At 70.1% G+C, this 26,229-nt stretch carries 26 protein-coding genes and 1 pseudogene; 11 read left to right on the forward strand and 16 right to left on the reverse strand.

Annotated features, from left to right (window positions below; all coding sequences use genetic code 11):
- Positions 1-32: 32 nt before the first annotated feature.
- The 3 genes from ACYQZ5_RS08105 to ACYQZ5_RS08115 all read left to right on the forward strand — a co-directional run bounded on the left by ACYQZ5_RS08105 (position 33) and on the right by ACYQZ5_RS08115 (position 2,908).
- On the forward strand, positions 33-821 hold the full coding sequence (locus tag ACYQZ5_RS08105; RefSeq protein WP_379817987.1) for an SDR family oxidoreductase: 789 nt from the start codon (positions 33-35) through the stop codon (positions 819-821).
- A 78-nt stretch (positions 822-899) separates the two neighbouring features.
- Complete coding sequence (locus tag ACYQZ5_RS08110; RefSeq protein ID WP_379732280.1) at positions 900-1,934, forward strand: thiamine pyrophosphate-dependent dehydrogenase E1 component subunit alpha; 1,035 nt, start codon at positions 900-902, stop codon at positions 1,932-1,934.
- On the forward strand, positions 1,931-2,908 hold the full coding sequence (locus ACYQZ5_RS08115; RefSeq protein ID WP_379732279.1) for an alpha-ketoacid dehydrogenase subunit beta: 978 nt from the start codon (positions 1,931-1,933) through the stop codon (positions 2,906-2,908). Before ACYQZ5_RS08110 ends, ACYQZ5_RS08115 begins: the two co-directional genes overlap by 4 nt.
- 6 nt (positions 2,909-2,914) lie before the next feature.
- Here the strand turns inward: ACYQZ5_RS08115 and lpdA are convergent, their stop codons facing one another.
- From lpdA to ACYQZ5_RS08140, 5 genes are all read right to left on the reverse strand, one after another.
- Positions 2,915-4,318 carry a dihydrolipoyl dehydrogenase gene (lpdA, locus tag ACYQZ5_RS08120; RefSeq protein WP_459845776.1) on the reverse strand — a complete coding sequence of 468 codons (1,404 nt, stop codon included), beginning with the start codon at positions 4,316-4,318 and terminating at the stop codon, positions 2,915-2,917.
- 114 nt (positions 4,319-4,432) lie between these two features.
- Positions 4,433-5,242, reverse strand: coding sequence for an enoyl-CoA hydratase/isomerase family protein (locus ACYQZ5_RS08125; RefSeq protein WP_379817984.1), 810 nt, complete (start codon positions 5,240-5,242; stop codon positions 4,433-4,435).
- Positions 5,239-6,123 (reverse strand): 3-hydroxyacyl-CoA dehydrogenase family protein, encoded by an 885-nt coding sequence (locus tag ACYQZ5_RS08130; protein WP_379732744.1) that lies wholly within the window; start codon positions 6,121-6,123, stop codon positions 5,239-5,241. Before ACYQZ5_RS08130 ends, ACYQZ5_RS08125 begins: the two co-directional genes overlap by 4 nt.
- A 76-nt stretch (positions 6,124-6,199) precedes the next feature.
- Positions 6,200-7,666, reverse strand: coding sequence for an OB-fold domain-containing protein (locus tag ACYQZ5_RS08135; protein WP_459845778.1), 1,467 nt, complete (start codon positions 7,664-7,666; stop codon positions 6,200-6,202).
- Positions 7,663-8,835, reverse strand: coding sequence for a thiolase domain-containing protein (locus tag ACYQZ5_RS08140; protein ID WP_459845780.1), 1,173 nt, complete (start codon positions 8,833-8,835; stop codon positions 7,663-7,665). Before ACYQZ5_RS08140 ends, ACYQZ5_RS08135 begins: the two co-directional genes overlap by 4 nt.
- Before the next feature lie 135 nt (positions 8,836-8,970).
- Here ACYQZ5_RS08140 and paaK point away from each other — a divergent pair, with 135 nt between their 5' ends.
- Together paaK and ACYQZ5_RS08150 are read left to right on the forward strand one after the other, a co-directional pair.
- Positions 8,971-10,257, forward strand: a complete 1,287-nt coding sequence (gene paaK, locus ACYQZ5_RS08145; RefSeq protein WP_379731543.1) for a phenylacetate--CoA ligase PaaK — start codon at positions 8,971-8,973, stop codon at positions 10,255-10,257.
- 53 nt (positions 10,258-10,310) lie between these two features.
- Positions 10,311-10,787, forward strand: coding sequence for a MaoC family dehydratase (locus ACYQZ5_RS08150; protein ID WP_379731544.1), 477 nt, complete (start codon positions 10,311-10,313; stop codon positions 10,785-10,787).
- Positions 10,788-10,795: 8 nt separating this feature from the next.
- Here the strand turns inward: ACYQZ5_RS08150 and paaE are convergent, their stop codons facing one another.
- From paaE to ACYQZ5_RS08175, 5 genes and pseudogenes are all read right to left on the reverse strand, one after another.
- Complete coding sequence (gene paaE, locus ACYQZ5_RS08155) at positions 10,796-10,999, reverse strand: 1,2-phenylacetyl-CoA epoxidase subunit PaaE (protein ID WP_379731545.1); 204 nt, start codon at positions 10,997-10,999, stop codon at positions 10,796-10,798.
- Positions 10,996-11,448, reverse strand: coding sequence for a 1,2-phenylacetyl-CoA epoxidase subunit PaaD (paaD, locus tag ACYQZ5_RS08160; protein ID WP_379731546.1), 453 nt, complete (start codon positions 11,446-11,448; stop codon positions 10,996-10,998). Before paaD ends, paaE begins: the two co-directional genes overlap by 4 nt.
- A complete protein-coding gene (gene paaC, locus ACYQZ5_RS08165) occupies positions 11,441-12,268 on the reverse strand; it encodes a 1,2-phenylacetyl-CoA epoxidase subunit PaaC (protein WP_379731547.1) in 828 nt (275 codons plus the stop codon). Before paaC ends, paaD begins: the two co-directional genes overlap by 8 nt.
- Positions 12,269-12,621: 353 nt before the next feature.
- Positions 12,622-12,786 (reverse strand): annotated as a pseudogene (locus ACYQZ5_RS08170) (1,2-phenylacetyl-CoA epoxidase subunit PaaB); the annotation flags it as partial.
- A gap of 2 nt (positions 12,787-12,788) precedes the next feature.
- The gene (locus ACYQZ5_RS08175; RefSeq protein ID WP_379731549.1) at positions 12,789-13,733 is read right to left on the reverse strand and encodes a Phenylacetic acid catabolic protein; all 945 of its coding nucleotides are present in this window, start codon (positions 13,731-13,733) and stop codon (positions 12,789-12,791) included.
- An 83-nt stretch (positions 13,734-13,816) separates the two neighbouring features.
- Between ACYQZ5_RS08175 and ACYQZ5_RS08180 the strand changes: the two genes are divergently transcribed.
- From ACYQZ5_RS08180 to ACYQZ5_RS08190, 3 genes are all read left to right on the forward strand, one after another.
- Positions 13,817-14,464 (forward strand): helix-turn-helix domain-containing protein, encoded by a 648-nt coding sequence (locus tag ACYQZ5_RS08180; RefSeq protein WP_459845784.1) that lies wholly within the window; start codon positions 13,817-13,819, stop codon positions 14,462-14,464.
- Positions 14,465-14,518: 54 nt separating this feature from the next.
- Positions 14,519-15,283 (forward strand): enoyl-CoA hydratase/isomerase family protein, encoded by a 765-nt coding sequence (locus ACYQZ5_RS08185; protein ID WP_379731910.1) that lies wholly within the window; start codon positions 14,519-14,521, stop codon positions 15,281-15,283.
- A gap of 105 nt (positions 15,284-15,388) precedes the next feature.
- Positions 15,389-16,369: an AAA family ATPase gene (locus tag ACYQZ5_RS08190; RefSeq protein WP_379731911.1), complete on the forward strand. Its 981-nt coding sequence runs from the start codon at positions 15,389-15,391 to the stop codon at positions 16,367-16,369.
- Here ACYQZ5_RS08190 and ACYQZ5_RS08195 read toward each other — a convergent pair.
- Positions 16,366-16,623, reverse strand: coding sequence for a DUF7968 family protein (locus ACYQZ5_RS08195; protein WP_379731913.1), 258 nt, complete (start codon positions 16,621-16,623; stop codon positions 16,366-16,368). The genes ACYQZ5_RS08190 and ACYQZ5_RS08195 overlap by 4 nt on opposite strands.
- A gap of 43 nt (positions 16,624-16,666) precedes the next feature.
- A complete protein-coding gene (locus ACYQZ5_RS08200; protein WP_379818305.1) occupies positions 16,667-17,659 on the reverse strand; it encodes an asparaginase in 993 nt (330 codons plus the stop codon).
- 130 nt (positions 17,660-17,789) lie between these two features.
- Here ACYQZ5_RS08200 and ACYQZ5_RS08205 point away from each other — a divergent pair, with 130 nt between their 5' ends.
- Both ACYQZ5_RS08205 and ACYQZ5_RS08210 read left to right on the forward strand, forming a co-directional pair.
- A complete protein-coding gene (locus tag ACYQZ5_RS08205; protein ID WP_459845788.1) occupies positions 17,790-19,823 on the forward strand; it encodes a PD-(D/E)XK nuclease family protein in 2,034 nt (677 codons plus the stop codon).
- Positions 19,820-23,326, forward strand: a complete 3,507-nt coding sequence (locus tag ACYQZ5_RS08210; protein WP_459845790.1) for a UvrD-helicase domain-containing protein — start codon at positions 19,820-19,822, stop codon at positions 23,324-23,326. The genes ACYQZ5_RS08205 and ACYQZ5_RS08210 overlap by 4 nt, the downstream gene beginning before the upstream one ends.
- 100 nt (positions 23,327-23,426) lie before the next feature.
- Here ACYQZ5_RS08210 and ACYQZ5_RS08215 read toward each other — a convergent pair whose 3' ends face one another.
- Positions 23,427-23,606, reverse strand: coding sequence for a hypothetical protein (locus ACYQZ5_RS08215; protein ID WP_379731386.1), 180 nt, complete (start codon positions 23,604-23,606; stop codon positions 23,427-23,429).
- A 96-nt stretch (positions 23,607-23,702) separates the two neighbouring features.
- Between ACYQZ5_RS08215 and ACYQZ5_RS08220 the strand changes: the two genes are divergently transcribed.
- Entirely contained in the window at positions 23,703-24,101 is a 399-nt protein-coding gene (locus tag ACYQZ5_RS08220; RefSeq protein ID WP_053947779.1) for a hypothetical protein, read from the forward strand.
- Between the two features lie 89 nt (positions 24,102-24,190).
- Here the strand turns inward: ACYQZ5_RS08220 and ACYQZ5_RS08225 are convergent, their stop codons facing one another.
- From ACYQZ5_RS08225 to ACYQZ5_RS08235, 3 genes are read right to left on the reverse strand one after another with little or no spacing between them, the layout of a single operon-like run.
- Positions 24,191-25,183 (reverse strand): cytochrome b/b6 domain-containing protein, encoded by a 993-nt coding sequence (locus tag ACYQZ5_RS08225; RefSeq protein ID WP_379731387.1) that lies wholly within the window; start codon positions 25,181-25,183, stop codon positions 24,191-24,193.
- Positions 25,180-25,551, reverse strand: a complete 372-nt coding sequence (locus tag ACYQZ5_RS08230) for a hypothetical protein (protein ID WP_379731388.1) — start codon at positions 25,549-25,551, stop codon at positions 25,180-25,182. Before ACYQZ5_RS08230 ends, ACYQZ5_RS08225 begins: the two co-directional genes overlap by 4 nt.
- The gene (locus tag ACYQZ5_RS08235; protein WP_379731389.1) at positions 25,548-26,228 is read right to left on the reverse strand and encodes a 4Fe-4S dicluster domain-containing protein; all 681 of its coding nucleotides are present in this window, start codon (positions 26,226-26,228) and stop codon (positions 25,548-25,550) included. The genes ACYQZ5_RS08230 and ACYQZ5_RS08235 overlap by 4 nt, the downstream gene beginning before the upstream one ends.
- Position 26,229: the final 1 nt, after the last annotated feature.

Genomic DNA, 26,229 nt, shown 5'->3' on the forward strand with positions numbered 1-26,229 from the left:
GATTTATGCGCCGTCAGTCACACGACCGGACGATGACGAAACTCCTGACGGGCCAGACGGCGGTCGTGACGGGCGCGGCGAGCGGGATCGGGCGCGCGATCGCGCTCGCGTTCGCCGGCGAGGGCGCGGACGTGGTCGTCGCCGACCTCGACGCGGAACCACGCGAGGGCGGGCAGCCGACCGCCGAGCGTATCCGCGACGACACCGACGCCGACGCGACGTTCGTCGAGTGTGACGTGTCCGACCCGGACGCCGTCGAGGGCGCGATGGACGCCGCCGAGGCGTTCGGCGGCGTCGACGTGCTGGTGAACAACGCCGGCGTCGTGCGGGTGGAGTCGCTGCTGTCGGTCACCGAAGCGGAGTACGATCAGGTGATGGACGTGAACGTCAAGGGGACGTTCTTCGGCGCCCAGCGGGCCGCCCGGCGGATGGCCGAGGGCGACGGTGGCTGCATCATCAACATCTCCAGCATCGCCGGCCTCGAAGGCGCCGGCGACTACGTGACCTACTCCACCTCGAAGGGTGCGGTCCGGCTGATGACGTACGCGCTGGCCGACGCGCTCGGCGACGAGAACGTCCGGGTCAACGCGATCCACCCCGGCCCCGTCGACACGGGGCTGATGCGGGAGGACCTCGGCACCGACCCGGACGGCGAGAACCCGTTTCTCGCAGGGGTCCCCCGCGGACGGATGGGCGAACCCGAGGACGTTGCCGACGCCGCCGTGTTCCTCGCGAGCGACCGCGCGGATTTCGTCAACGGCTCGTCGCTGGTCGTCGACGGCGGGATGGTCAACACCCGGGGACAGCTCCTCTCGGAGTGAGGCGAGAATCGGCCGGAATCGCCCCGCTACCAAGCTTTTTATGCTATCTCCGCTCATTCCTACGCGTTAATCATTATCATGCCACAGTTCGACTTGGATTCAGCCGACGACAGGCGGAAGGCCCTCCGGAAGATGCTGCTGATACGGGAGTTCGAGAACCGGGTCAGCGAGCGGTTCGCGGACAACGAGATTCCCGGGTTCGTCCACCTCTCGCAGGGGCAGGAGGCCGTCGCGGTCGGCGCCTGCGGTGCGCTCGACGACGACGACTACGTCACGAGCACCCACCGCGCCCACGGTCACAGCCTCGCGAAGGGGCTGGAATCGGATCGGCTCATGGCCGAACTCTACGGCAAGGAGGCAGGCTACTGTGGCGGACGAGGGGGGTCGATGCACGTCGCCGACCTCGACACCGGGATGCTCGGCGCCCAGCCCATCGTCGGCGCCAGCGTCCCGCTGGGCACCGGGGCGGCGCTCACGGCCCACCTCCGCGACGAGGACTGGATGGCGATCGCGTTCTGTGGCGACGGTTCCACGGCCGCCGGACAGGTACACGAGGCGATCAACCTCGCGGCGACGTGGGGGCTGCCGATCGTCTTCGTCATCGAGAACAACCAGTACTCCGAGGGGATGGTGTTCGACGAGCAGCACAACATCGAGGACCTCGCGGACATGGCCGCGTCCTACGGGATCCCCGGTGAGATCGTCGACGGGCAGGACGTGGAGGCGGTCAACGACCTCGTCAACGATGCCCGCGACCGCGCGCTCGCCGGCGACGGGCCGACGCTGATCGAGGCCAAGACGTACCGCTACCGCGGCCACTTCGAGGGCGACGAGGAGCCTTACCGGTCCGAGGAGGAGGTCGAGGAGTGGAAGCGTGAACGCGACCCGATCGAGAACTACCGCGAGCGGCTGCTCGCGGAGGGCGTGATCGACGAGGCGACGTTCGAGGAACTACGTGAGTCGGTCGTCGAGGAGATCGACGCCGCCATCCAGTTCGCCCGCGACGCCGACGAGCCCGACCCGGAGGACGCCTACGACGACGTGTTCGCCGAGCCCGTCGACGACGTCGAGCGGTTCCACGATCGGCTCCGCGCCGACGGGGGTGGAGAATGAGCGGCGAGACCGAGCGACTGAGCCTCCGCGAGGCGATCCGCTCGGCGCTCCGGGAGGAGCTGCTCCGGGACGACGACGTGTTCATCATGGGTCAGGACGAGGAGGACGGCGGCTCCTTCGAGGTGACCGCCGGGCTGCACGACGAGTTCGGCTTCGACCGCGTGCGGAACACGCCGATTAGCGAGGCGGCACAGATCGGCTCGGGCGTCGGCGCCGCCGCGACCGGGCTTCGGCCGGTCGTGAACCTCAGCTTCTCGGACTTCATCGGCGTCTGCTACGACCAGGTGATGAATCAGGCCGGAAAGACCCGCTACATGTTCGGCGGCGCGAGTTCCGTCCCCATGACGATCCGGGCGATCGAGGGCGCCGGACTCAACGCCGCGGCCCAGCACTCCGGGACGGTCCACTCGATGGTGTCCCACCTCCCGGGGATCAAGGCGGTCGCCCCGGGCACGCCCGAGGCGGCGAAGGGGCTGATGAAGTCCGCCATCAGGTCGGACGACCCGGTGGTGTTCTTCGAGAACAAGACGATCTACGAGCGCCGGGGCGAGGTGCCGGTCGACGAGGAGTTCACCGTCCCGCTGGGCGAGGCAAGCGTCGAACAGGAGGGCGACGACGTGACCGTCGTCGCCACCCAGCGACTGCTCGGCGAGGCGCTCGCGGCGAGCCGGGAGTTCGACGACCTCGGCATCGAGGTGATCGACCCGCGCTCGCTCTACCCGCTGGACACCGACACGATCGCCGACAGTATCGAGAAGACGGGGCGGCTGGTCGTCGCCGACGAGAGCCCGCTCTCCTACGGGTTCCACGCAGAAGTGTTCGCGCGGTCGGCCGAGGACGCGTTCTGGCACCTCGACGCGCCGTTGCAGCGCGTCGGCGTCCCCGACACGCCGATTCCCTTCTCGCCGACACAGGAGGACGAGGTCGTGCCCGACGCCGACGACGTGCGCCGCGCGATCGAACGCACGCTCTGAGCCGCCTCAGCGGTTCACGGTGTGTATCGCCTCGCCGTCGACGTTCGCGGCGGCCTCCATCAACGCCTCCCCCAGCGTCGGGTGCGCGTGGACGGTGTGAGCCACGTCGGCCGCGGTGAGTTCGTTCCGAACCGCGAGCGTCAGTTCGCCGATCAGCTCCGACGCCTCCGGGCCGACGATCTGGGCGCCCAGCAGCGTCCCGTCGTCGGCGTCGGCGACGACCTGCACGAACCCTTCCTCCTCGCCGGCGGTGAGCGCGCGGCCGTTCCCGCGGAACGACATGCGGCCGACAGTGACCTCCCGCTCCGCAGCCTCCGGAGCGACCCCGACGGTCGCGATCTCGGGCTCGGTGAACACGACGCTCGGGACGGGGCCGACCGGCCCCGGATCGCCGCCGGCGATCGCCTCGACGGCGTGGAGCGCCGCGTGGCTGGCCTCGTGAGCCAGCATCGGCTCGCCCGCCACGTCGCCGACGGCGTAGATGTGCTCCTGACTGGTCCGTCCGTTCTCGTCCGTGACGACGAACCCGTCGTCGTCGACCGTCACGCCCGCGGCGTCCGGGTCGACCGTGTCGGCGACCGGGCGGCGACCGACGGCAACGAGCACGGCGTCGGCTTCGTACTCCTGCTGGTCCCCGTCCTCGGTCTCGGTGACGACGACGGGCGCGCCGGTGATGTCCTCGTACCACTCCTGTGCGGCCTCGCCGAAGGAGAAGGAGATCCCCAGCTCGCGGGCGCGCTCGGCGACCGGCTCGACGAGTTCGTCGGCGTAGCCCGGCAGCGGGTCGTCCAGCGCCTCGAGGACGGTCACGTCGGTGCCCAGCTCGGCGAACGCCGTCGAGAGCTCCATCCCGATGTAGCCCGCACCGACGACGACCAGCCGGTCGGGTCGCTCCGAGAGGTCGAGCACGTCGCGGGAGCTCAACACCGGCTCGTCGTCGAACGAGAAACCCGGAAGCTCGATCGGGCGGCTCCCGGTCGCGATCACCGCGTGCTCGAAGGAGAGCGTCGTCGAGTCGACGGTCAGCGACGGCGGGTCGATCTCGACGGTGTGGTCGTCCTGGAAATGGGCGGTCCCCTCCCGGTAGGTTACGCCGTTGGCGTCGAGAAGCTGCTCGACGCCGCCGGTGAGCCGGTCGACGACGGAGTCCTGCCACTCGCTCAGCTCGTCGAACGCGACCGTCGGCTCGGCGTGGACGCCGCGATCCGCCATCCGTCCGACCCCGCCCGCGGCGCGTGCCACGTCGATCAGCGCCTTCGAGGGGATGCAGCCGTGGTTGAGGCAGACGCCACCCGGTTCGCCGCGCTCGACGATGGTGGTTTCGAGGCCCCGCTGTGCGGCACGGATCGCGGCGACGTAGCCGCCCGGCCCGGCGCCGATCACGACCACGTCCGTCCGTTCGGTAGACATGGCTCTACCTTGGGTCAGTGTGGCATAAAGCCAGTCCCGCCGGCAACACTGGATCCGGGACGGATTCGGGGTTTCGATATCGCTATTAGTGGTTTACGAAGTGGGTTCAGCGAGCTACTCCCCCTGCCACTCGGGATCGCGGTCTTCGAGGAACGCGTCGATCCCTTCGTCCTTGTCGGCGGTCGCGAACAGCTGGGCGAACAGTTCGGCCTCGTACTCGATGCCGTCTTCCAGCCCCATCTGCGAGGCGGCCTGCACGGACTGCTTGGCGAACTCCAGCGCGACCGGGCTGTTCGCGGCCATCGACGACGCGAGGTCATTCACTGCGTCGTCGAAGTCGTCGTCGCCGTGGACCTCGTCGACGAGGCCGATCTCCCGGGCTTCGTCGGCGTCGATCAGCTCGCCGGAGAGGATCAGCCGCATGGCCTGCCCCTCGCCGACCAGCCGGGGGAGCCGCTGGGTGCCGCCGCCGCCGGGCATGATGCCGAGGTTAATCTCCGGCTGGCCAATTTTGGCGTCCTCGTGGGCGAGGCGTACGTCACAGGCCTGGATCAGTTCGCAGCCGCCGCCGAGGGCGTGCCCGTTGATCCGGGCGATCACCGGCATCGGGCAGTCGGCGACGTGTTCGTACACCCGCGGGCGCTTGCTGGCCTCGCGCTGTTCGAGCGCGTCGCGCTCCCGGAGCTCGGTCACGTCGGCGCCGGCGGCGAACGCCCCGGCCTCCTCCGCGCCGGTGAGCACGACTGCCCGGACCTCCTCGCCCTCCACCGCGTCGATCACGTCGGCGAGTTCCTCGCGTAGCTGGGCGTTCAGCGCGTTCCGGGCGTCCGGGCGCCGGAGCGTGATCGTGGCCACGCGGTCGCCCCGAGCGCCGACCTCGGCGTCGACGGTCTCGCAGTCGGCGGCGATCTCCTCGAGCGTCATTCTCCACCCCAGTCGCCGCTGGTGCCGACGATCTCACCGTCCTCCCAGACGTAGAACCCCTCGCCGGTCTTCTTCCCGAGCTTGCCGGCCCGGACCTTCCGTTTCAGGATCTGCGGCGGCCGGAACCGCTCGCCCAGCTCCTCCCGGAGGTGTTCGAGGATGTCCAGCCGCACGTCCAGCCCGACCACGTCGCCCAGCGCGATCGGCCCCTGCGGGTGGTTGTAGCCCAGCTCCATCGCGGCGTCGATATCCTCGGGCGAGGCGACGCCCTCCTGTACCATCCGCATGGCTTCGACGCCCAGCGCGACGCCGAGCCGGGAGGAGGCAAAGCCCGGCGAGTCGGTCACTTCGACGGGCGTCCGGTCGATCCCCTCGACGAACTCGTGGGCACGCTGGACGGTTCGGTCGCTCGTCTGCTCAGCAACCACAATTTCCACCAACTCCATGATGTGCACGGGGTTGAAGAAGTGCAGACCGACCGCGCGGTCCGGGCGGTCCAGCGCGCTCGCGATCTCCGTCAGCGACAGCGAGGAGGTGTTGGAGGCGATGATCGCGTCGTCAGCGACGTGGGACTCCACGTCCTCGAACGTCTCCTGCTTGATCTCCATCTGCTCGGGGACGGCCTCGATGACGATATCGGCGTCGCCGACCGCGTCTTCGAGCGAGGTCGTCCCGGTGATGCGATCGAGCGTCGCCGCCTTCTCGTCCTCGGTGACTTTGTCGCGCTCGACGCCGCCTTGGAGGTTCGCCTCGATGGCGTCGAGCCCGTCGTCGACGAACTCCCGCTCGATGTCCCGGAGCCACACGTCGTGGCCCGCCATGGCCGATACCTGGGCGATCCCGTGTCCCATCGTGCCGGCGCCGAGTACGACTACGTGCATGCGCCGGAGAGGGGCCGGAGCCGAGAAAAAACCGCGTGACACGGAGTTGCTGAAGATCGCCGAGGCGCTCGGCCGACTACCGCCGTCGCTCGACCGGCCGTAGTTTGAACCCGTAGCGGATCACTCCCTCCTGCGTGTAGATCCGACGGATCGTCGCCTCGACGCGCGTGCCGATCTCGACGTCCTCCCCATCAGCGAGCACTTGCGAGGGCACGCTCACGCTGCCGCCGTCGGGACCGTCGAGCGCGACGATCGCGCTCACGAACGGGCCGCTCCGGGACTGCTGCTCGACGAACTCCGGCGGCGCGCCGCCCTGGGCGATCGTGGTGGTCGCCTCGACGGTTCCTTCTCCGGGCAGTTCGACCCGTTCGTACTCCTCGACCTGGGCGTGGCAGTCCCCGCAGGCGCCGCCCGCCGGGAAGTTCAGCGCGCCGCAGTCCGGACACCGTCCCGCGACCAGTCGGTGGCGCTGCGGCGTCGTGCGCTGCCACGAGGGGACGCTGACGTACGCGCCGCCGCCCTCCGGCTCGCCGGTCGTGATCTCGCCGCGCCGGCGGAGGTACTCGGCGTAGGAGAGGTCGGTCGTTCCTGACAGCGCCGCATCGACGGGGATCGAACCGTCGATCACGAGCGTGTTCGCGCCCGCGCCGCTGCCGTACGCCGCGAGCAGCACGCGCTCGGCGCCGTCGTCGAACGCCGACGCGGCGCCGAGGAACGCGCTCGCCGCGCCCGTGTCGCCGAGCTGGCTGACGGTCTCCGCGGCCGCGATCGTCTCGGTGTCGACGCCAAGCGCGCCCGCGGCGCGGTAGGGAAGCTTGCCGTCGGGCGACTGGACCGCCGCGGCGTCGACGGACGCCGGATCGAGGTCGAGGGCGGCTGCCGCGCCGCCGAGCGCCGTCGTGAACGCCTCGCGGTCGTACTGAGTGACGCCGAGCCCTGTGGTCTCCTCGCTTCCGACCTCGCGGAACCGCGTTCCGGGGGAGGACTCGACGTGCGAGCCGCGGTCGACGACTGTTCCGGGGCCGTCGGCGGCGAGGACGAGCGCGGCCGCACCGGCGCCCGCGGCGTGTTCGATCTCGCTGTCCGGCTCGCCGCGCGGGCAGTCGGCGACGATCACGAGGCCGACGCCGTCTTCCGGGTCGGAACCGCCCCACGTCCCCGCGTCGAGCGCCCCGGCGAGCGCCTGTGCGCCGGCGCGGGTGCTGCCCGTGAGCGTGCGCGTGTCGGCGTCCGTGGGTGCGCCGAGCACGCTCGCGAGCCGGGGCGTGAGATCCTCCTCGGCCATCGGCGGCGTCGTGGTCGCGAACGCGAGGTGGGCGACCTCGTCGCCGTCGCGGTCGGCGGCGTCGAGCGCGCGCCGGGCCGCCTCGATCCCCATCGTGAGCGCGTCCTCGTCGGCTTCGGGGACCGCTTTCTTCTCGATTGCTGCCGCGTCGAACTGCCCCCACGCGGCCTCGAACTCAGCGGCGTCGATGCGCAGTCTGGGCGTGTACGCCCCGATCGCGGCGATTCCTGGTTCGTCGGCCGCGCCGCCGCCGCTCATCGTCCCACCTCCCGTTCGAGGACGTGGACGACCGCCGCGCCGCCGCTACCGCCAACATTGTGAGTCAGGCCGAGTTCTGCGTCTTCGACTTGGCGGTCCCCCGCCTCGCCGCGGAGTTGTTTGACCGCCTCCGCGATCTGCCCGGCGCCGGTCGCGCCGATCGGGTGGCCCTTCGACTTCAGGCCGCCGGAGGCGTTCACCGGGAGTTCGCCGCCGAGTTCGGTGGCGCCGGAGTCGACCAGTTCGTGGGCCTCGCCGCGGCCACAGAACCCCAGATCCTCGTACGCCAGCAGTTCGGCGATCGCGAAGCAGTCGTGGACCTCCGCGAAGTCGAGGTCGTCCGGTTCGATCCCGGCGCGGTCGTACGCCTCCGCAGCGGCTTCCATCGAGGCGTCGATCCCGGTGTAGGTGTCGCGCTGGAACAGGCCGACGCGTTCGCTGGCGGCACCGACCCCCGCAACGCGGATCGGTTCGTCGGTGTACTCCCCGACGGCGTCCTCGCTCGCGACGAGCACCGCGGCGGCGCCGTCGGAGGTCGGACAGCAGTGATAGAGGTTCAACGGATCGGCGACGACCGGCGCGTCCCGGGCGTCCTCGATCGAACACTCGAAGCCGAGGTGGGCGTCGTCGTTCTTCGCGCCGTTTTTGTGGTTCTTGACGGCGACCTGTGAGAGATGCTCCGGCGTCGCGTCGTAGCGGTCGAAGTAGGCGCTGGCCATCTGGGCGTACACGCCGGCGAACGTGGTGCCGGTCAGGCGCTCCCACTCGGTCTCGCCGGAGACGCCGAGCCAGTACTTCGCCGCGTCGCCGCTCATGTCGGTCATCACCTCGACGCCGCCGGCGAGCGCCACGTCGGCCATCCCGCTCCGGACGGCCTGCACGGCCTGTCTGACTGCGTACCCCGAGGCCGCACACGCGTTCTCGACGCGCGTGCTCGGGATGCCGTGGAGGCCGGCGTGTTCGGTGACCGCCGGCCCGGAGAGCCCGATCTGTCGCCCGCCGACGCCGAGCGTGCCGACGACCGCCTCGTCGATCTCGCCGGCGTCGATCCCGTCGGGGACGCTGTTGAGCGCCGCGTCGACGGCGTCGGTGAACAGCGACCGATAGCTCTCGCCGGGCATCGCGCCGAAGGGGGTCTGCCCCGCGCCGATGATGTACGCCTCGCGCATTGGCCCACGGTTCCGCCGGTCCGACGAAAAGCCTTCCCGTGGGCGACGTGGCGGCCACGGACCGGCGCCCGGTCGGTTGGTTTCACCTCGTCGGAACCATCATGATTTTTACTGTCGTCGGTCCAGCGGGCGAGTATGGTACACAAGCCCATAGAGGGCGCCGACCGCGCGGAGATCCGCGACCTCCAGGCCGAACGACTCCGGGAGACCGTCGAGAACGCCTACGAGAACGTTCCGTTCTACCGGGAGACGCTCGACGAGGCCGGGGTCGAACCGGCCGACATCCAGAGCGTCGACGACGTGACGAAACTCCCGACGACCACGAAGGAAGACTTCCGCGACGAGTACCCCGACGGGCTGTTCGCCGTCGACGACGACGAGGTGACCCGGATCCACGCCTCCTCGGGGACGACGGGCAAGCCGAAGATCGTCGCCTACACCGACGACGACGTCGACGTGTGGAGCGAGGTGGTCGCGCGCTCGCTCGCGGCGGCGGGCGTCGAGCCCGGCGACACCGTCCAGAACGCCTACGGCTACGGGCTGTTCACCGGCGGGCTCGGGCTCCACTACGGCGTCGAGGAGCTCGGCGGGACGGTCATCCCCGTCGGCGGCGGGCAGACTCAGCGCCAGATCGAGCTGATGATCGACCTCGACAGCGACGTGTTCACCTGCACGCCCTCCTACGCGCTCTACCTCGCCGAGACGGCCGAGGAGATGGGTCACGATCCGCGGGAACTGCCCATCTCGACGGTCATCTTCGGCGCCGAGCCCTGCACCGATCCGATGCGCGAGGAGATCGAACAGCGGCTGGACGTGACCGGGATCGACATCTACGGGCTCTCCGAGATCGTCGGTCCGGGCGTCTCGAACGAGTGCCACGAGGCACAGGAGGGGCTGCACATCTGGGAGGACCGCTTCCTGCCCGAGGTCGTCGATCCACAGACCGGCGAACCGCTCCCGGAGGGCGAGGAGGGCGAACTCGTGCTCACGACGCTGTCGAAGGAGGCGCTGCCAGTCCTGCGTTATCGGACGGGCGACCTGACGACGCTGACCTACGAGGAGTGTGAGTGCGGGCGGACGATGGTCCGGATGGACAACGTCACCGGCCGCGCCGACGACCTGCTGATCGTCCGCGGCGTGAACCTCTACCCCAGCGAGATCGAGGACGTGGTGCTCGACATCGACGGCGTCGCACCCCACTACCGCATCGACCTCGACCGCGAGGAGAACCTCGACGTGATGGAACTCACCGTCGAGCGCGCCGAGGGGGCGGATCGGGGCCACGTCGAACTGGAGACGGAGATCCGCGAACGGCTGTCGAACGTGCTGGGGTTCACCCCCGACGAGCTTACGCTGGTCGAGTCCGGCGGCATCGCCCGCAGCGAGGTCGGGAAGGTCCAGCGCGTCTACGACCACCGGTAGCGGGGGCCGGTGCCTCCGGGAGCTATTTACCCCGACTGGGCGAACCCGGGGGTATGGCTTACAGCTACGAACCGCACTACTTCGAGGACTTCGAGGTCGGCGAGGAGTTCATCAGCGTCGGGCGCACGGTGACGGAGTCGGACTTCGTGATGCACTCCGCGCTCAGCGGCGACTGGACCGAACTGCACACCAACAAGGAGTACGCCCAGGAGCAGGAGTTCGGCGAGCGCATCGCCCACGGCCCGATGACGTTCGTGCAGGCCACCGGGTTCGTCTACCGGACGGGCATCGTCGAGCGCACCGCGGTCGCGTTCCTCGGGATGAACTACATGGACCTCCCGAACCCCGTCACCATCGGCGACACGCTGCAGTTGGAGATGGAGGTCACCGAGAAGAAGGAGCTCAGCCGCGACGACGCCGGGCTGGTCGTGCTCGACTGCGTGATGGAGAATCAGGAGGACACGGTGGTGTTCGAGGGCGACATGAAGTTCCTCATCAAGCGGAAAAGCGCCGACGAGGACGCCGAATAGCCCGCCCGCTACTCGAACTTCTTGAACTGCTGGAGGCAGTCGTTGCAGTAGTGGATCGACTGACAGCGCGACGGCCCGCGGGGGTGCTCGCGCTCGGTGTTCTCCGAGCCGCAGTACGGGCACTCTGCGCCCGTCGTCTCGCCGCTGGTCGTGACGCTCGGGTCCTGCTCGGGGGCGTCGGCGCTCGGCCCCGAAGTCGGCTCGTCGCTCATCGCTCCACGCTGATCCCGAACTCCCGGAGCGCTTCCTTCCCCTGTTCGGTCACGAGATCGAGCGACCAATCCGGCGCCCAGACGAGGCGGACCTCGGCGTCGTCGACGCCGTCGACGCTCTCGGCGGCCGCCTCCACGTCCTCGAGGATCAGTTCGCGGGCCGGGCAGCCGCTGTAGGTCAGCGTCATGTCGATGGTGGCCTCGCCGTCAGCGACTTCGAGCCCGTAGATCAACCCGAGGTCGACGACGCTGACGGGCATCTCCGGGTCCTCGACCTCGTACAGCGCGGCCCAGACCTCGCGTTCCAGTCCCTCGGCGCCCTCGCCGGTGGCGGGCACCTCCTCGGTGGTGCGCTCTTTGGTCTCGTACTCGGTGTAGCCACACGGGCCGGCGTCGGGGTCGGCTCGTGGGCGGTCGAACTCCTCGGGACCGTCGGGCTCGCTACTCATCGTCCATGAGTGTGGTCGCCTTGTGGCGACCGAGGTTCCGGTACGCCGACACCATCTCCTCGTGGAGGTCGTGCCAGTGCTCGGTGTGCTCGTTGTCCCGGCCCGTCGGTGTCGCCGGTTCGACATCTGTCGGCACCTCGAAGCCGAGATCGGTGAGGAACGCCGTGGTTCGCTCCTCCCACTCCTCGCGCATCTCGTCGAGGCTCGCGGTCCGGATGCCCAGTTCCTCGATGTCCTCCTCGACCTCGCCGAGTGGCTCGAACAGGGTGAGCGCGTAGGGGTAGAGATCTTCCAGCGCGGCCTGTACTCGCTCGCTCGCCTCCCCGTCGTCGGCCATTCGCTCCAGCCAGCTCTGGGCGTGCTCGACGTGGTAGTCCTCCTCGCCCTGAATCCGGCTGGTGCGGTTGCGGATGACCTCGTAGCTCGAGTCCTCGAGCGCCGCGAGGCGGATATCCTCGGCCACGTCGTAGAGGTAGCCACGGACGACCGCGTCGGCCCAGTCGCCCTCCGAGAACGGGCGCTCCACGAGGGTGCTGTGCTGGAAGTCGTCCGGGTCGCTCTCCCAGAGCAGCGACTCCTCGCTGTAGCCGAACATCTGGATGGCGTCGTACCAGAGTCGGGCGTGGCCGAGTTCGTCCTGGGCGTTGTTCGCGACCGCGAGATCCGACTCCAGCGTCGGTGCGCGGACCTGCCAGAACGTGTAGCGCTCGGCCTGGATGTACTCGTCGTCGGCGAGCCGGAACAGTTGGGCCTCGACGGCGCGCTGTTCCCGCTCGCTCAGCTCCTCCGGACTCCCGAGGTCTGTCTCTCGTGTCGCCATCAGTTCTTCCCTCGTCGCTGTTTGGCCGCCACCTGCTCGTCCTCGGAGGCCGCCACTTCCTCGGCCGCCGGGTCGACGTTGTACGTCTGGGCGAAGCGGTAGGCCTTGTTCGTCGTGCCGCCGAACGCCACCTGATCGGCGGTGATCTCGCCGATGTAGCTGGACTGAACCAGCCACAGGCTGTGTGGGTCGTCGGCGCCGTACTGCTCGTCCGCTGCCGCCTTCGCGCCGTCGACGCTGTCGGTCGACACGTCGCCGCAGTAGGTGTGGTAGCCGCCCGCCTTCTCCTGACGGAACACCGTCCACACCGTCTCGCCGTCGACGGGGCCGGCGTCCTCGTCGCCGTAGACGCCGCTGACCTTCTCCTGCGGAGCGACCCACAGCGAGTGCGTCGGCTTGCGTCGGCCGTGCTGGATGGCCGAGAACTGCTTGGCCATCACGCGGTCGGGCGCGTGGACGTTGCCGCAGTGCTCGTGGGGTTCGCCGGGTGCCGCCTGTCGGAACACTTCCCAGATCATGGTCAGTCGGCCGCCTGCGGCGTGTTGGGACCGTCGCCGGTGGTCGCCTGACTGTCCATCATGTCTCGGACCCACTGGACCGCCTCCTGGGCGCGGGCCCGGCTGTCGATCTGCTGCTTGCTGCCCGCGTACTCGTTCTTCGAGACGGTGAAGAACTCCTCCCAGTCGAGGTCGTCCTCGACGACCTCGTAGGTGCCGTCACCGTTGTCCCGGATTCGCGGCTCGTCGGGAATCTCCAGCCCGTACTTCTCGGCTTTGGGCATGTACGTGTTGAGGAACGCGTTCCGGAGCTCGTCGTTGGACTTCGTCTTCAGCCCCACCTGCTCGGCGAAGTCGTGGTGCGTGCTCTGGTCGTCGGTCGGCCCGAAGAACTGCAGGATGCGGGGCCACCACTCCTCGAACGCCTCCTGTGTCATCTCCTGTTCCCGCTTGGAGCCGCTCATCAGCTCCCGGAGGATCGACTCGCCGTGTTTGACGTGCATCCCCTCCTCGAAGCAGATCTTGTCCATCGCGTGGGCGTACGGCTCCCAACTCGAGGACTTCAGCGTCGCCTGCCGGCGCATCGCCGCGCCGTCGACGAAGAACGCGATCATCGGCGTCTCGACGTAGCGCTCCATCGGGTAGTGGAAGCAGTTGAGGAACTTCCCGTCGCCGTTGGCGAGGTCGTCGAGCATCTCGTCGCGGGTCTTGATCCCCAGCGACTCCGCGGCCCGGTAGAGCATCTGCCCGTGGCCGATCTCGTCCTGCGTCTTGGCGCTGAACGCCATCTTCCGCTCGAGGCTCGGCGCCTTGCGGATGAACGGGCGCTCCAGATACGCGCCCATGATCTCGCTGTTCGCGTGGAACTCGAGCATCCGCGTCGCCGCCTCGCGGTACTCCCGGGGCAGGTCGTCCCGCGGGCTGAACGCGCGGGGTTCGGCCTGCTCCTTGACCTCCTCGATGTTCATAGTCAACTGTTGCCGTCACCGGACCTTACCGGTTCGGCAGTTCATAGACGGGTTTTAAATACTCCCGGCGCCTCCTCTCGGCGATGATCGACGAGTGCCTGATGGCGGAGTTCCGCATCAGGGGCGACGACTGCCCGCTCGCGGACGCCTCCCGCGCGGCCGACGCGGTCGTCGACGTGGCGCCGCCGCTGCTCCGGGACGACGGCAACGTCCTCCTACGGTTCAGCGCGGCGCCGAACGAGGCGTTCACCGCCGCACTTGAGGCCGACGACCGCATCCGCTACCTCTACCGCGCGGCCGTCGACGGCCGCCACAGCTACCGCTGCCTCTCGCTCCAGCGGAGTGTCGTCCACGAACTCGTCAGCGCGGGGTTCGTCGTCGAGTCGCTGCGCTACCAGCGCGGCGACGCCCTGCTGACCGGCGCCGTCGTCGGGCAGGAGATCCTGCAGGCGGTCATGGAGACCGCCGGCGGGACCGTCGGCGTCGAACTGGAGCGGGTGTACGCGCTCGGGCCGGAGGAGGACAGCACCGTCCCCGAGCGGTGGGATCTCACACCCGCGCAGGCCGACGCGATCGAGACCGCGGTGGAGATGGGGTACTTCACGGTCCCGCGTGCGGTCACGGCGAGCGAGGTCGCCGACGCGATGGGGATCAGCAAGACGGCCTTTCTCGAACGCCTCCGTCGCGGGCAGAACGCGCTGTTCTCGCAGGTGTTCGACGTCGAGCGCTGAGCGGCCACGGTTCCAGCGGCGGGAACTAAGACGCCGCCGGCCCCGGACCTACTCATGCAGATCGACGACGGCGCAGTCAAGCGCATCACCTTCGACCGGCCCGACGTGTACAACGCGATGACCACCGACGTGGCCGCCGAGCTCGCAGACTCGATCGCCGACCTCGACCCCGAGACCCACGACGCCGCCGTGGTCACGGGTGAGGGGGACGCCTTCAGCGCCGGCGGCGACATCGATTCGATGGCCGAGCGCGACTGGACGACCGCGGAGGCGTACGAGCGCGTCCAGTCGACGTTCGGCCGCGTCGCCGAGACCGCCCTGTCGGCGCCGGTACCGATCGTCGCGAAGGTGAACGGCGACGCCGTCGGCGCTGGGCTGTCGCTGGTCGCCGTCTCCGACTTCGCGTACGCCGCCGAATCCGCCCGGTTCGGGGCCTCGTTCGTCAACGTCGGCCTGATTCCCGACATGGGCGCGACGGCGATCCTCCCGCGCCTGATCGGCCTCCGGAAGACGAAGGAGCTCGCGTTCACCGGCGAGCTCGTCGGCGCCGACGAGGCGGCGGCGATGGATCTGGTCAACGAGGCGGTTCCGGACGACGACCTCGACGCTCGTGTCGACGACCTGCTCGAAACGCTCCGGAGCAAGCCGACCGCCAACGTCGGGCTCGCGAAGGAGGCGATCCACGACAGCCTCGGCCAGCAGTGGCGCGACGGCCTCCAGCGGGAAGCGGCCCTCCAGTCGATGGCGTACGACACGCCCGCCCACGAGGAGGGGGTGGCCGCGTTCCGGGAGGGCCGTAAACCGGATTTCGATCGATAGAACGCTGGAGATCCGTCCGGTGAGCGCCGATCCAGTCGAGGTGATTGGCCCGCTGGCCGTTGGCGAGGACAGGAACTTTGGCCCCCCGGCGTAATCTACGGGTGAATGACGACTGACACGCCCTCCGCCTCGGAGGCGGGCGAGCGCTGTGCGGCGGTGCTCGACGCCATCGAGGGAGCCGTGATCGTTCGACGCGAGTTCCTCGAAACCGTCCTCGTCGGCGTGCTCGCCCGCGGGCACGTCCTGCTGGAAGACGTCCCCGGCACGGGGAAGACGCTGACCGCCCAGAGCGTCTCGACCGCGCTCGGCCTCTCGTTCTCCCGCATCCAGTTCACGCCGGACCTGCTGCCGGCGGACATCACCGGGACGAACGTGTTCCACGAGAACGAGGGCGACTTCGAGTTCCAGCCCGGTCCGATCTTCGCGAACGTCGTGCTGGCCGACGAGATCAACCGCGCGCCGCCGAAAACGCAGGCCGCGCTGCTGGAAGCGATGGCCGAGGGGCAGGTCACCGTCGAGGGGGAGACCCGGGAGCTGCCCGACCCCTTCATCGTGATCGCGACCCAGAACCCCGTCGAGAGCGAGGGGACGTTCCCGCTGCCCGAAGCGCAGGTCGACCGCTTCGCGGTGAAGGACTCGATGGGCTACCCCGAGCGCGACGGCGAGATCGAACTGCTCCGCCGGCGTGCGGGCCGGACCGAGCAGGTGCCCTCCGTCGAGCGCGTGCTGGACGACGGGATGGTCGAAACGCTCCAGCACGTCCCCGAGGAAGTCCACGCCGATCCGGACCTGCTCGACTACGTCGCCGACGTGGCTCGGGCGACCCGCGAGGACCGCCGCGTCGAGGTCGGCGTCTCTCCCCGCGGGACCCAGCGGCTGTTCGAGATCAGCCGCGCCCACGCGACGCTGCGCTCCCGGGAGTTCCTCACGCCCGACGACGTGAAAGCCGTCGCCGAGCAGGCGCTCGCCCACCGCCTCGTGCTCACGCCGGAGGCACAGGTCGACGGCGTCGACAAGGCGGCCGTGATCGAGGACGTGCTCGACTCCGTCGAGGTGCCGACCGTCGACGCCGCGCCCGAAGCCTAATCGCGCCGAAACGCGAACGCCGTCTCCGCCCCGATTTCTTCGCCGCCCTCGACCGCCGTCACGCGGAGCGTCACGTCCCGCGTCGACCCACAGCCACGGCTCACGAACTCCGCCCACTGATCGCCGACAGCGACGGGACCGGCGTGCGTACGGCGGAGGAACGCCCGGTAGCGGTCCGAATCGAGCGCCGTCGCGGTGGCGTCGTCGTCGGGTTCGACGGAGAGCACGACCCGATCGGCAGTCGTCTCGCTCACGTTCGCCGTTCACACTGCACGGGGAAATCGTCCACGCCGACGCTCACCGCCCGGGCTCGCGGAGCCCGCGTTCGAAGAACGCCTCGTCGACGCCATCGCCGCCGACCGCCAGCGCGACCGCGAGCTTGATCCGCGCCTTCCACGGCTGGAGGTCGCCCGCCCAGAGCACGCCCAGTTCGTCGAGGGTCGTGCCGCCGCCGGCACCGCCGTACAGCGGTGCGGTCGCGCCCTCGTGACACCGGGAGGCGATCACGACCGGAACCTCGGCCGCCCGGATCTCCTCGATCGCGTCACAGAGCGCGCCGGTCGTGTTCCCCAGTCCCGTTCCCCCGACGACGACACCATCGACGGCAGAACTGGCCGGATCCCCGACCACCCGCCGGAGCGCGTCGCCGCCGGCGCCGAGTCCTGAGGTGAGGATCGGGATCGCCGCGCCGACATCGCCGACTCCCGGCACACCGGCCGCATAGCTCCGCGGCTCCCGAAACAGCCGAAGCCCGGCGGGCGTGAACTCCCCGACCGGCCCGCGCTCGGGCGAGCGGAACGTCGACAGCGCGCTGGTGTGGGATTTCACCACGTCGCGGGCGGCGTGGACCTCGTCGTCGAACACCAGATACGTGCCCGACTCTACGCGGTCGTGCGTGACCGTCCGGACGGCCGCGAGCAGGTTCGGCGGGCCGTCGGTTCCCACCTCGTCGAACGGCCGCTGGGCGCCGGTAAAGGCCACCGGGACGTCGAGATCGGTCGTCAGGTCCAGCAGGTACGCCGACTCCGCCATCGTGTCGGTGCCGTGGGTGACGACGATCCCGTCCGACGCCTCGGCCGCCGCTTCGGCCGCATTCCGGAGCGCGGCCGCCCGCTCCCACGTCACGTCGAACCCGGAGACGCTCGCGACGCGCTCGACGGTTATCGACGCCAACTCGCCGAGGCCCGGAACCGCCTCGATCAGCGCTTCGCCCTCCTTCGACGGCGTCTTCCCGCCGTCGCCGTCCGTGCTGGCGATCGTCCCGCCCGTACTCAGTAGCGTGACGTCCATGCCGGACCGGGACACCGACGGGCGATACGCCGCGGGATTCCGGCGAGGGTTGCCGCCACCACCGCACGACCGGGCTGCCGTCCCACGGATACTTACCGGTCGGGAGCCACGTCGGGGATATCCTCCCCGCATGACCGAGACCACCGACCGGGGCTCGCTCCGAGCGGTCGTCGGGCGCCCCGAAGAACTGCTCGACCGGGCGAGCCGTGCCGCCGAGCCGGCCGAGTTCGTCGTCACGCCCGAGCGGCTCCACCGGCGGAACCTGAAGCGTCGGCTCGCCGAGCGAGCGACGCCCCGGAGCAGTCTCCGGCTCACCGACGCGACGGCGATCGCGAGCCGGCTGCTCGACGCCGCGGGCGAACCGAGCGAGACGATCGACCGGATCGACCGACTCAAGCACCTCGAATCGTTGCTGGAGCGGGACACCGAAGCGAACGAACGGCTGCGCGCCGCGGTCGGCAGCGACCTGCCCGCCCACGCCGAGACGATCGCCGCGGCACAGACCCGCGTCGCCGAGATGACCGGCTGGGACGACGAGTGCCTGCACGCGCTATCGACAGTCGCCGAGGGACTCCCGTCGGTCGCTGCCCGGGACACGGCCGATCTGCTCGCCGGCGTCCGCGCGCTGGAGCGGGGGCTCGCGGAGCGTGTCGGCGCCGTCCACTCCCGGGAGACGCTGCTGCCGGCCGCCGCCGCGGCGCTTCGCGACCGTCCAGCGCTCTGGTCGGAGACGTTCCCGACGGCCGAGCGAATCTCCGTCGCCGGCGTGAGCGCGGTGGACGCCCCGCTGCTCTCGCTGCTGGACGCGGCCACGGCTGCCGGCGTCGACGTGACGCTATCGCTCCGACCGGGGACGGGGCAATCGATCGTCGACAGGCTTCCGGACCGAACCGAGGCCGACCTCTCAGCCGACGGGCGGGACGCGTCGATCGCCCCCGACCTCGCCGCCGCCGAGTTCGTCGCCGACACGCCCGAGGCGGAAGCCCGACTTGCGGCCGGCGTCGTCGCCGCTCACCTCCGGAACGGGGTGTCGCCGAGCGACGTGCTGGTGGTCGCCCGCGACGCCGCCGAGTACGAGCGCCCGCTCCGGCGGGCGATGGGCCGGCAGGGGGTGAACCTCGCCGTCTGGGCACAGCTCCCGGTCGAGCGGACGATCCCCTACCGCCAGTTCGCGGCAACCTGTGCCGTCCTCGCGGCCGACGAACTCGACGTAGATCGACTGCTCGAACCGCTGGAGTTCCACTGGGTCCCGCCGGCGACCGCGGTCGAGGACGCCGACATGGATGACTGGCCGCTGTCCACTGCCGATATCGGCGAACTCCGAACGGCGCTCGCGACCGATTCGGGGACGGAACGCTCCCTCGTTGGGTGGGCGGACAGACTCGGGGCGGTCGTCGACGCCGGCGAAATCCAGCCAGAGCGGGCGCGCCCGCTCCGGACGTTCCTCGACTGGGCCCGCGAACAGCCGGGAACGCCCGAACCCGTCGCAGTTCACGAGACGTTCGAGCCGCTGGTCGAGGCCGGACGGGAACTCGCCCTGCCCAGCGTGTTCGCCGAGGACAGCGCCGACCTCGGCCGGACATCGCGGTACGCCCGCGCACTCAGTCGGATCGAGGAGCTCCTCACCGACACGCGGGCGAAGTACCGCGAGTGGCTCGACGCCGGCGACGTGCTGCGCTCGTGGCTGGCCATCGCCGACCTCGCCGAGCGCGTGGTGACCACCCGCCCGGGCCGGCGCGAGCACGCCAACGCCGCCGCAGTCGACGTGATCGACGCGACGGACGCGTGGCTCCGGGAGGCGCCCCACGTCGTCGCGGTGGGACTGGTCGACGGCGTCTGGCCGCGCCGGGTCGAGAGTGTGTTCCCCGACGCGTTCCGGCAGGCCGTCGTCGCGGGTGACAGTGCCGCCGCTCGTCGGCTGGCGGTCCCCGGCCGGTGGACCGCCGCCCGCGAGGCCGACCACCTCGCCAGCGGGCTCGGCGCCGCGACCGAGACGCTCTGTTGTACCCGGTACCGCCGGGACCGCGAGGGCACCGCGCGGGAGCGCTCGCGGCTCCTCGCGGAGGTGTCGACCCGGCAGGTCGACGAGGCGGCGGCGCAGTCGCTACTGACGGCGGGGACGCTCCCCGACGCCCTCGCCGCCGACGGGGGTGGTGCGCGATGAGTGATAAGGAGTCGGCCGGCGGGGGAGACGAGGGGACGGACGGCTACCGGCGGCTCGAAGGCGCACAGGCCGAGATCCGCGACGCCTTCTTCGCGGCCGACTCGGGGCTGTTCGTGCTCGACTGCGGGCCGGGCGCCGGGAAGTCCGTCACCGCCGACAGCATCGCGGCGGAGGACCTCGCGCGCAAGGCCCGCGCCGGCGTCGACAGCCCCACGGAGACGCTCTGTCTCACCTCGTTCTCCCGTGACGACGCCGCGAGCATCCTCCCGGGCGTCGAGCGCGCGCTCCGGGGGTTCGCCGACGACCCCGACGCGCCGGTGGATCTCGACGACGAAACCGCCGCGGAGCTGGGGACCGCACTCCGCGGGAGCGACCGCGTGGGGACGATCGACAGCGTCCTCGGCACGGTGTTCGAGGCGATCGCCGGGGAGGTCGGCTTCGAGGAGGTGCCGGAAGTCGGCGACAGCGCCGCGCTCGCGGGCGTCCACGGTGACGCGCTCGAAACGGTCCGGAACGACGAGTCGCTCGACGACGCGTTTGCGACGCTGGACGACGCCTACCCCGGCGGGCGGTACGACGCCGACGCCGCCGACCTGCTCGCGGCTGCCCGGAGCGCCTGTCGCGAACGCCGCCTGTCGGTGGCAGAGCTACGCGAGCGGCTGGACGCCGTCGTCTCGGGCACGTACCCCGACGGGCCGCCCGACTCGCTGGCCGACGTGCTGCGGGACACCGAGCAGTTCTTCGGCGCCGAAGAGCGCGAGGCGGTCGAGCGCGCGTTGGCGGAGTCGGACGGAAAACCCGACGCAGTCGTCGCCGCCGACGCGGGCTGTCACGAGCGATGGGACGAGGCCGTCGGTGCACTCTGTACGGTGCTGCCCGCCTATCTCGACGCCTACGACGAGGCGTGCCGGGCGGCGGGCGTGCTCGCACACGTCGACGTGGCCCACTGGGTCGCCGAATTCTTCGACGACGCGGCCTACGGGAGCGCGTTCCGGGACCGCCTGCGCCGGCGCTGGACCGACCGCCTCTCGACGGTGATCGTCGACGAGGCACAGGACGTCTCCCGGGCACAGCACGACGCGCTCGCGCCGCTGATCGACGCCGACACCCGGGTCCTGCTGGTCGGCGACCGCGAGCAGTGCATCTACGCGTGGCGCAACGCCCAGCCGAGCCTGTTCGATCGGGCCGCGACCGAGGGGGAGTACTTCGGCGTCGACTGGACGCCCCACGAACGCCGGAGTGCGACCAGATCGTACCGCTTCCGGCCGTCCATCGCGGCCGCGATCGACACCGTGTTCGAGCCGACGTTCTCGGACCCGACCCGCGGCGGCGCCGAGGGCGCGGCCGACGGCCGCGAGACCGACGCGTACGACCGTCTCTCGGCCGTTCGCGAGTCGACCCCCGAGCCGAGCGTCCACGTCGCCGCGTTCCCGGAGCACGGCCGCCCCGGCTCACCGACGTGGGTCGATCCGTCCGAGGGACTGGGCGAGGCCGAGGCGCTGGCCGACTGCGTCGCGACGGGGCTGGCGTCGGGGCGGTTCGAGCGCGAGGACGGCGAGGCGCCGGGCGTGACGGTGCTGTTCCACCGCCGGACGCACATGGACAGCTACGTCGACGCGTTCGCCGACGCCGGGCTCTCGGTGCGTGACACCAGCCGCGCGCTGTTCGACCACCCCCTCGTCGGCGCGGTCTGTGCGGTCGTCGAGTGGCTCCGCGCGCCGACGACGCAGTCGGCGACGCTCGACCTCGTCAACGACGACGACCTGCCGATCGACGGCCTCGTCGACCGGCTCATGCGCTCGGACTGGTCGATCGCCGCCGTGGCCGAGTCGGGCGCGATGCGGGGCGAGAAGGCGGCGGTGGTCGACGGGCTGGCCGAGCTCGCGGGCCGGCGTGCCGACCACCTCGCGATGGCCGGCGCGGACGTGGTGAGCGACGTGATCGAGACGCTGTCGCTGGCCGACGACCCGCTGAACCAGAGCGCCACCGCGGTCGACGACGCCGCGGTGCTCGACCGGCTGGTCGGCGTCGTCGCCGACTGGGAGGGCGAGCAGCCGTACTCGCTGGGCGAACTCGCGAGGGCACTGGATCACGCGCGCCGGAACCCCAGAGGCGGCCCCAGCCTCCCGACCGCCGCCGAGACCGACGTGACGTTCCGGACGATCCACGGCGCGAAAGGCGACGAGGACGACGTGATCGCGGTCGCAGACCTCGGGACTGGGATCGGCCGGTACGGCGCCTACCTCGATCGGTTCGTCGCCCACGGCCGCCACGTCGCGCTGGCGCCCCCGGATCCCGAAGTGGGGGACGCGTACCCCGACCTCGGCGGGACGGTGGTCGCCGGCGGGCCGTACGATCCGGATGCCTCGCCGGGCGACGGGAGCGCGGGTCTCCGATGGGCGAGCGAGCAGTGGGTCGAGGGTGATCCGCCGCGGCTCGCCGGCCCGCCGCCGCTCCGGGCGCCGGTCGCGGCCGCGCGTGCCGAGCGCTGGCGCCTGCTGTACGTCGCGCTCTCGCGGGCACGCGACCATCTCGTGCTCCCGCTGCCGGGGCGGCGCTCGGCGCCGACGCCGCGGGATCGCTGGGTCGACACGCTCCGAGAGACGCTCTCGTTCGACGCCGAGCGCGCCGGCGAGTACACGGTCGAGGCGCCCGGCGACCACGACCCGTTCACGGTCGCGGTCCACCGCGCGGACGGCGAGCGGCCGACGTCGGCTGAGCAGCAGGAAGAGGCCGAGCCGTCGGGCCGACCGGAGCCTCTCCCCGAGCGCGGGTGGACGCCCCGGTTCGTCAGTCCAAGCACGGTGTACGAACTCGCCGCGGCGCCGGAAGAGGGCGTGCTCGCTCACCTGAGCGGGCAACCGCTCCACGCCGAGCAGGACGGCGTCACGGTCCCGCTGCCGTTCGAGACGATGGGACCGGAGGTCGTCGGCGACGTGGCCCACGACGTGTTCGCGACCGCGCTGTCGGCGGGGATCGATCCCGACACGCTCCGGGACTGTTCGGGGCCGCTGCCGGCGGCGCTGGATCGAGCGATCGGCGAACACGCCCGCGGCGTCGCGCCCGACGAGCGCGAGCAACTCCGGCGCTACGTCGAGGGGACGCTCTGCCCGCAGTTGGCGGCGACGGAGAGCTACGGGCGGCTGGCGGGGAGCGAACGGCGGTACGTCGAGGAGCCGCTGGACGCCGTCGTGCGCGTGTCGGGGCTGGCCGTCGAGCTCGGCGGCCGTGCGGACGTGGTCTCGGTGGATGCTGACGGCGAGTGGCACGTCGACGAGTTCAAGGTCGGCCTGCGGCCGCCGGAGCCCGAACTACGTGATCGCTACGAGCTGCAGGCGGCGACGTACGCGTGGCTGCTGGAGCGACAGGGACTGTCATCGGTGACGGCGACCGTGACGACCGTCGGCGCCCACCGGGAGAGCGCCACCGTCACCGCGGGGGCGGACGACGTTCGCACGCTGCTGGACCGGCTCGCGGACCGGCGCTGGGACTGCCAGCGGTAGTTTTCGGTTGAGCGGTGCTACGCGACGGTGAGAGAACGGGAGAAGGCGTGCTGTCGCCGCCGGTGTCGCTACCGGAGTTCGGCGGCGTGTCAGCGCCTGGTTACAGCGTTATCGATGCCACGACGGCGACGACGAACACCACGACCGCGATCGCGGTGATGCCTGAGGCGGTCTTGTCGTTCTCGGGTCCGTCAGTGAACTGCATCGTTCCGACAACGCCCACGACGGCGACGACGACCGCCGCCCACGCGTACGCCATGTTGAGTAGCTCGCCAGCCATACCTCCCCCTTACGGCGCACCCGTAATAACTCCCCGGTCGCCGAGCGGTCGTCCGAGGTGGACAGCTATATCCGCCCTCATCCCTCACAGCGGAGTATGCGGATGGAACTGCGGGTCTGCAAACACTGCTACGAAGGAGAACACGGCAACCCCGAGAAGACGGCAGTGACCCGCGACATGGTCAGCTGCGCCGAGCGGATTCGGGAGTACAAAGACCTGATCGGCATGGACAGCCTCTACATCACGAAAGTGGTCGAGGGCGAGCCCGGCGGCTCGGAGGCGCTGTCGTCGATCGTCGCCTCGATCGAGGACGGCCAGATCCAGCTCTCCGACACCCAGCTGGTGATGGAGGACGACGACGGCAACATGCTCGTCTACCCCGAGCCCGAGGACGTGCTCGAAGTGCTCACGCGGAACATCGATCAGATCCAGCAGCACGCCACCGAGGACGTGACCGTCGAACTGTCGACGGAGAGCGCGGAACTGATCTCCTAACGCCCTTTTTTCTCCGTCGGCGGCACATCCTCGCACCCGGGAGCGGCGGCTGTTCGATCGGAAAGAAAGGAAAAACCGCGAGTGTCGCGTCAGTCGGCCGCTTCGGCCTCGACGCTGTCGGCCTCCTCCTCCTCGGCCATGCGCTGTTCCCAGCGGATGCGGACGAGGTTGCCGTACACCGACAGCACCATGCCGAGGAACAGCACGAGCACGCCGATGTTGACGCCGACGGTCAGCAGCAGGTTCGTCGGGCCGCCGCCGACCAGCAGTTCGAGCGACACCGGGTAGCCGGTGTCAAAGATGCTGGCGGTCAGCACGCTGACGATCCCGATCACCGTCGCCGCGCCGCCGAGGTTGGACGCGCTCGCCCAGTTGGGCGAGAGCTCGAGGTGCTGGATGCCCGTCCCCTCGACGTCGTCGCTGTGTTCCTCGGGGATCATCGAGCGCGGGATGAACGCCTTGGTCTCCACCGGGAAGAACGCCGGGTGGAACCCGTGCTCGAAGATGTGGAACATCACACCCATCAGCATCACGACCCCGAGCAGGCCGTGGAACACGACGAACGCCATCGCCGCGGTCCGGGTCGCGAAGTACTGCATCAGCCCGGTCTTGCTCCAGATGAGCAGGCCCGAGATCGACAGCAGCGTCAGCTCCGCGGCGAAGATGAACACCACGCCCTTGCCGACGTAGCTCAGCAGCGGGATCTCGTCGGCGGTGCCGCCAGCGAACTGTCGGGCGTTGGGGTGGCGCTCCTCGGCGTTGCCCAGCACGAACTGGATGTCCTGGACGAACGCCTTCGCGTCGCCGGGCGTCGGCATGATCTCACGGAAGTTCGAGCGCCCGGTGTCCGTCGTCACCATCATCAGCATCCAGAACACGACCAGCGCCAGTAGGCCGACGCCGAACGCGCGGTGGAGCGCGGCGACGGAGCCGGAGCCACCCATCAGGGTGAGCATCCACCAGAGCTCGTCGTTGAACATGATGGCGTACCCCGTGAAGAACAGGAAGAACACGTCCATGGCGAGCAGCGAGTGGAACACTGTCGTCATGCGCGTGAACTTCCCGTGATCGAGGTTCGTCATTCGTTCTCACCTCCGTCGGTCGCGACGCGGGACTCGCCGGGCTGGCGCATCCGCCCCGCGAGGCGTCGGAACGCCCCCCAGTGGAGGAACACCATCACCAGGATGAACAGCCCCATCAGCACGTCGATCGCGTGCATCGCCTCCACGAGGAAGACGAGCCACTCGATCTCGTTGCCGGTGACGAACGCACTGCCGATCCCGCCGCCCTCGACGGTGGGCGAGACGCGGTCCAGCCGCTCGTAGAACACGTTGAACCCGTTGACGACCCAGACCAACCCGAGCGCGACCGCCACCGAGATCACGGCGTTGACCGCGACGACGGTCCCCGAGTAGCTGCTGGCGCCGTTCTCTGCGGTCGAGTTGCTCATACGCCGAACGCCTCCTTCGCCTCGTCCTCACCGAAGACGATCTCCATCGCCTCGTCGTTGAAGAACGTCCCCGAGTCACGCTTCTCGAGCTCGTCGGCGATCTGTTCGGTCGTGCCCACGAGGATGGCGTCGGTCGCACACTCCTCGGCACACGCCGGACCCTTGCCGACGTCCTGTCGGTCCTGACACATCGTACACTTGTCCATCGTGCCGCCGGTACCGAAGATCTCCGCGGCGCCGTCGTTCGAGCCCGGGAACTGCGGGGCGCCGAACGGACAGGCCGAGAGGCAGTACTGGCAGCCGATACAGACGTCGTCGCGCACGTCGACGAACCCGTCGTCCTTCTTGACGAGCGCGTCGACCGGACAGACCGAGACGCAGGGCGCGTTCTCGCAGTGGTAACACTGCATCGGGACGCTGGTCTCGCCCGGGCTCTCGCCCTGGGCCATCGCCTGCGAGGGATTCGCGTTGAGACCCTCGGCGCCCTCCTCGCCCTCGAGCATCGTGGAGATGCTGATCCGCTGTTCGTCGCGGGGCATGTCCCACGTTCGGTTACAGGCGACTACACAGCCGCCACAGTCGATACACGCGGCCACGTCGGGGAAGATGCGCGTATCCTCGCCGGTGCTCATCACCCCTTGGCCGATGACTTCGGAGTTTGATTCGTTGGTAGACATT

It is taken from the genome of Halolamina salina, from assembly GCF_054653455.1.

Bases quoted from the DNA above. Each gene is read 5' to 3' on its own strand.
- ACYQZ5_RS08105 (WP_379817987.1), top strand. From the start codon at position 33: ATGACGAAACTCCTGACGGGCCAGACGGCGGTCGTGACGGGCGCGGCG.
- ACYQZ5_RS08110 (WP_379732280.1), top strand. From the start codon at position 900: ATGCCACAGTTCGACTTGGATTCAGCCGACGACAGGCGGAAGGCCCTC.
- ACYQZ5_RS08115 (WP_379732279.1), top strand. From the start codon at position 1,931: ATGAGCGGCGAGACCGAGCGACTGAGCCTCCGCGAGGCGATCCGCTCG.
- lpdA (WP_459845776.1), bottom strand. From the start codon at position 4,318: ATGTCTACCGAACGGACGGACGTGGTCGTGATCGGCGCCGGGCCGGGC.
- ACYQZ5_RS08125 (WP_379817984.1), bottom strand. From the start codon at position 5,242: ATGACGCTCGAGGAGATCGCCGCCGACTGCGAGACCGTCGACGCCGAG.
- ACYQZ5_RS08130 (WP_379732744.1), bottom strand. From the start codon at position 6,123: ATGCACGTAGTCGTACTCGGCGCCGGCACGATGGGACACGGGATCGCC.
- ACYQZ5_RS08135 (WP_459845778.1), bottom strand. From the start codon at position 7,666: ATGAGCGGCGGCGGCGCGGCCGACGAACCAGGAATCGCCGCGATCGGG.
- ACYQZ5_RS08140 (WP_459845780.1), bottom strand. From the start codon at position 8,835: ATGCGCGAGGCGTACATCATCGGCGCGGGGCAGACCCCCTTCGGCGCG.
- paaK (WP_379731543.1), top strand. From the start codon at position 8,971: ATGGTACACAAGCCCATAGAGGGCGCCGACCGCGCGGAGATCCGCGAC.
- ACYQZ5_RS08150 (WP_379731544.1), top strand. From the start codon at position 10,311: ATGGCTTACAGCTACGAACCGCACTACTTCGAGGACTTCGAGGTCGGC.
- paaE (WP_379731545.1), bottom strand. From the start codon at position 10,999: ATGAGCGACGAGCCGACTTCGGGGCCGAGCGCCGACGCCCCCGAGCAG.
- paaD (WP_379731546.1), bottom strand. From the start codon at position 11,448: ATGAGTAGCGAGCCCGACGGTCCCGAGGAGTTCGACCGCCCACGAGCC.
- paaC (WP_379731547.1), bottom strand. From the start codon at position 12,268: ATGGCGACACGAGAGACAGACCTCGGGAGTCCGGAGGAGCTGAGCGAG.
- ACYQZ5_RS08175 (WP_379731549.1), bottom strand. From the start codon at position 13,733: ATGAACATCGAGGAGGTCAAGGAGCAGGCCGAACCCCGCGCGTTCAGC.
- ACYQZ5_RS08180 (WP_459845784.1), top strand. From the start codon at position 13,817: ATGATCGACGAGTGCCTGATGGCGGAGTTCCGCATCAGGGGCGACGAC.
- ACYQZ5_RS08185 (WP_379731910.1), top strand. From the start codon at position 14,519: ATGCAGATCGACGACGGCGCAGTCAAGCGCATCACCTTCGACCGGCCC.
- ACYQZ5_RS08190 (WP_379731911.1), top strand. From the start codon at position 15,389: ATGACGACTGACACGCCCTCCGCCTCGGAGGCGGGCGAGCGCTGTGCG.
- ACYQZ5_RS08200 (WP_379818305.1), bottom strand. From the start codon at position 17,659: ATGGACGTCACGCTACTGAGTACGGGCGGGACGATCGCCAGCACGGAC.
- ACYQZ5_RS08205 (WP_459845788.1), top strand. From the start codon at position 17,790: ATGACCGAGACCACCGACCGGGGCTCGCTCCGAGCGGTCGTCGGGCGC.
- ACYQZ5_RS08210 (WP_459845790.1), top strand. From the start codon at position 19,820: ATGAGTGATAAGGAGTCGGCCGGCGGGGGAGACGAGGGGACGGACGGC.
- ACYQZ5_RS08215 (WP_379731386.1), bottom strand. From the start codon at position 23,606: ATGGCTGGCGAGCTACTCAACATGGCGTACGCGTGGGCGGCGGTCGTC.
- ACYQZ5_RS08220 (WP_053947779.1), top strand. From the start codon at position 23,703: ATGCGGATGGAACTGCGGGTCTGCAAACACTGCTACGAAGGAGAACAC.
- ACYQZ5_RS08225 (WP_379731387.1), bottom strand. From the start codon at position 25,183: ATGACGAACCTCGATCACGGGAAGTTCACGCGCATGACGACAGTGTTC.
- ACYQZ5_RS08230 (WP_379731388.1), bottom strand. From the start codon at position 25,551: ATGAGCAACTCGACCGCAGAGAACGGCGCCAGCAGCTACTCGGGGACC.
- ACYQZ5_RS08235 (WP_379731389.1), bottom strand. From the start codon at position 26,228: ATGTCTACCAACGAATCAAACTCCGAAGTCATCGGCCAAGGGGTGATG.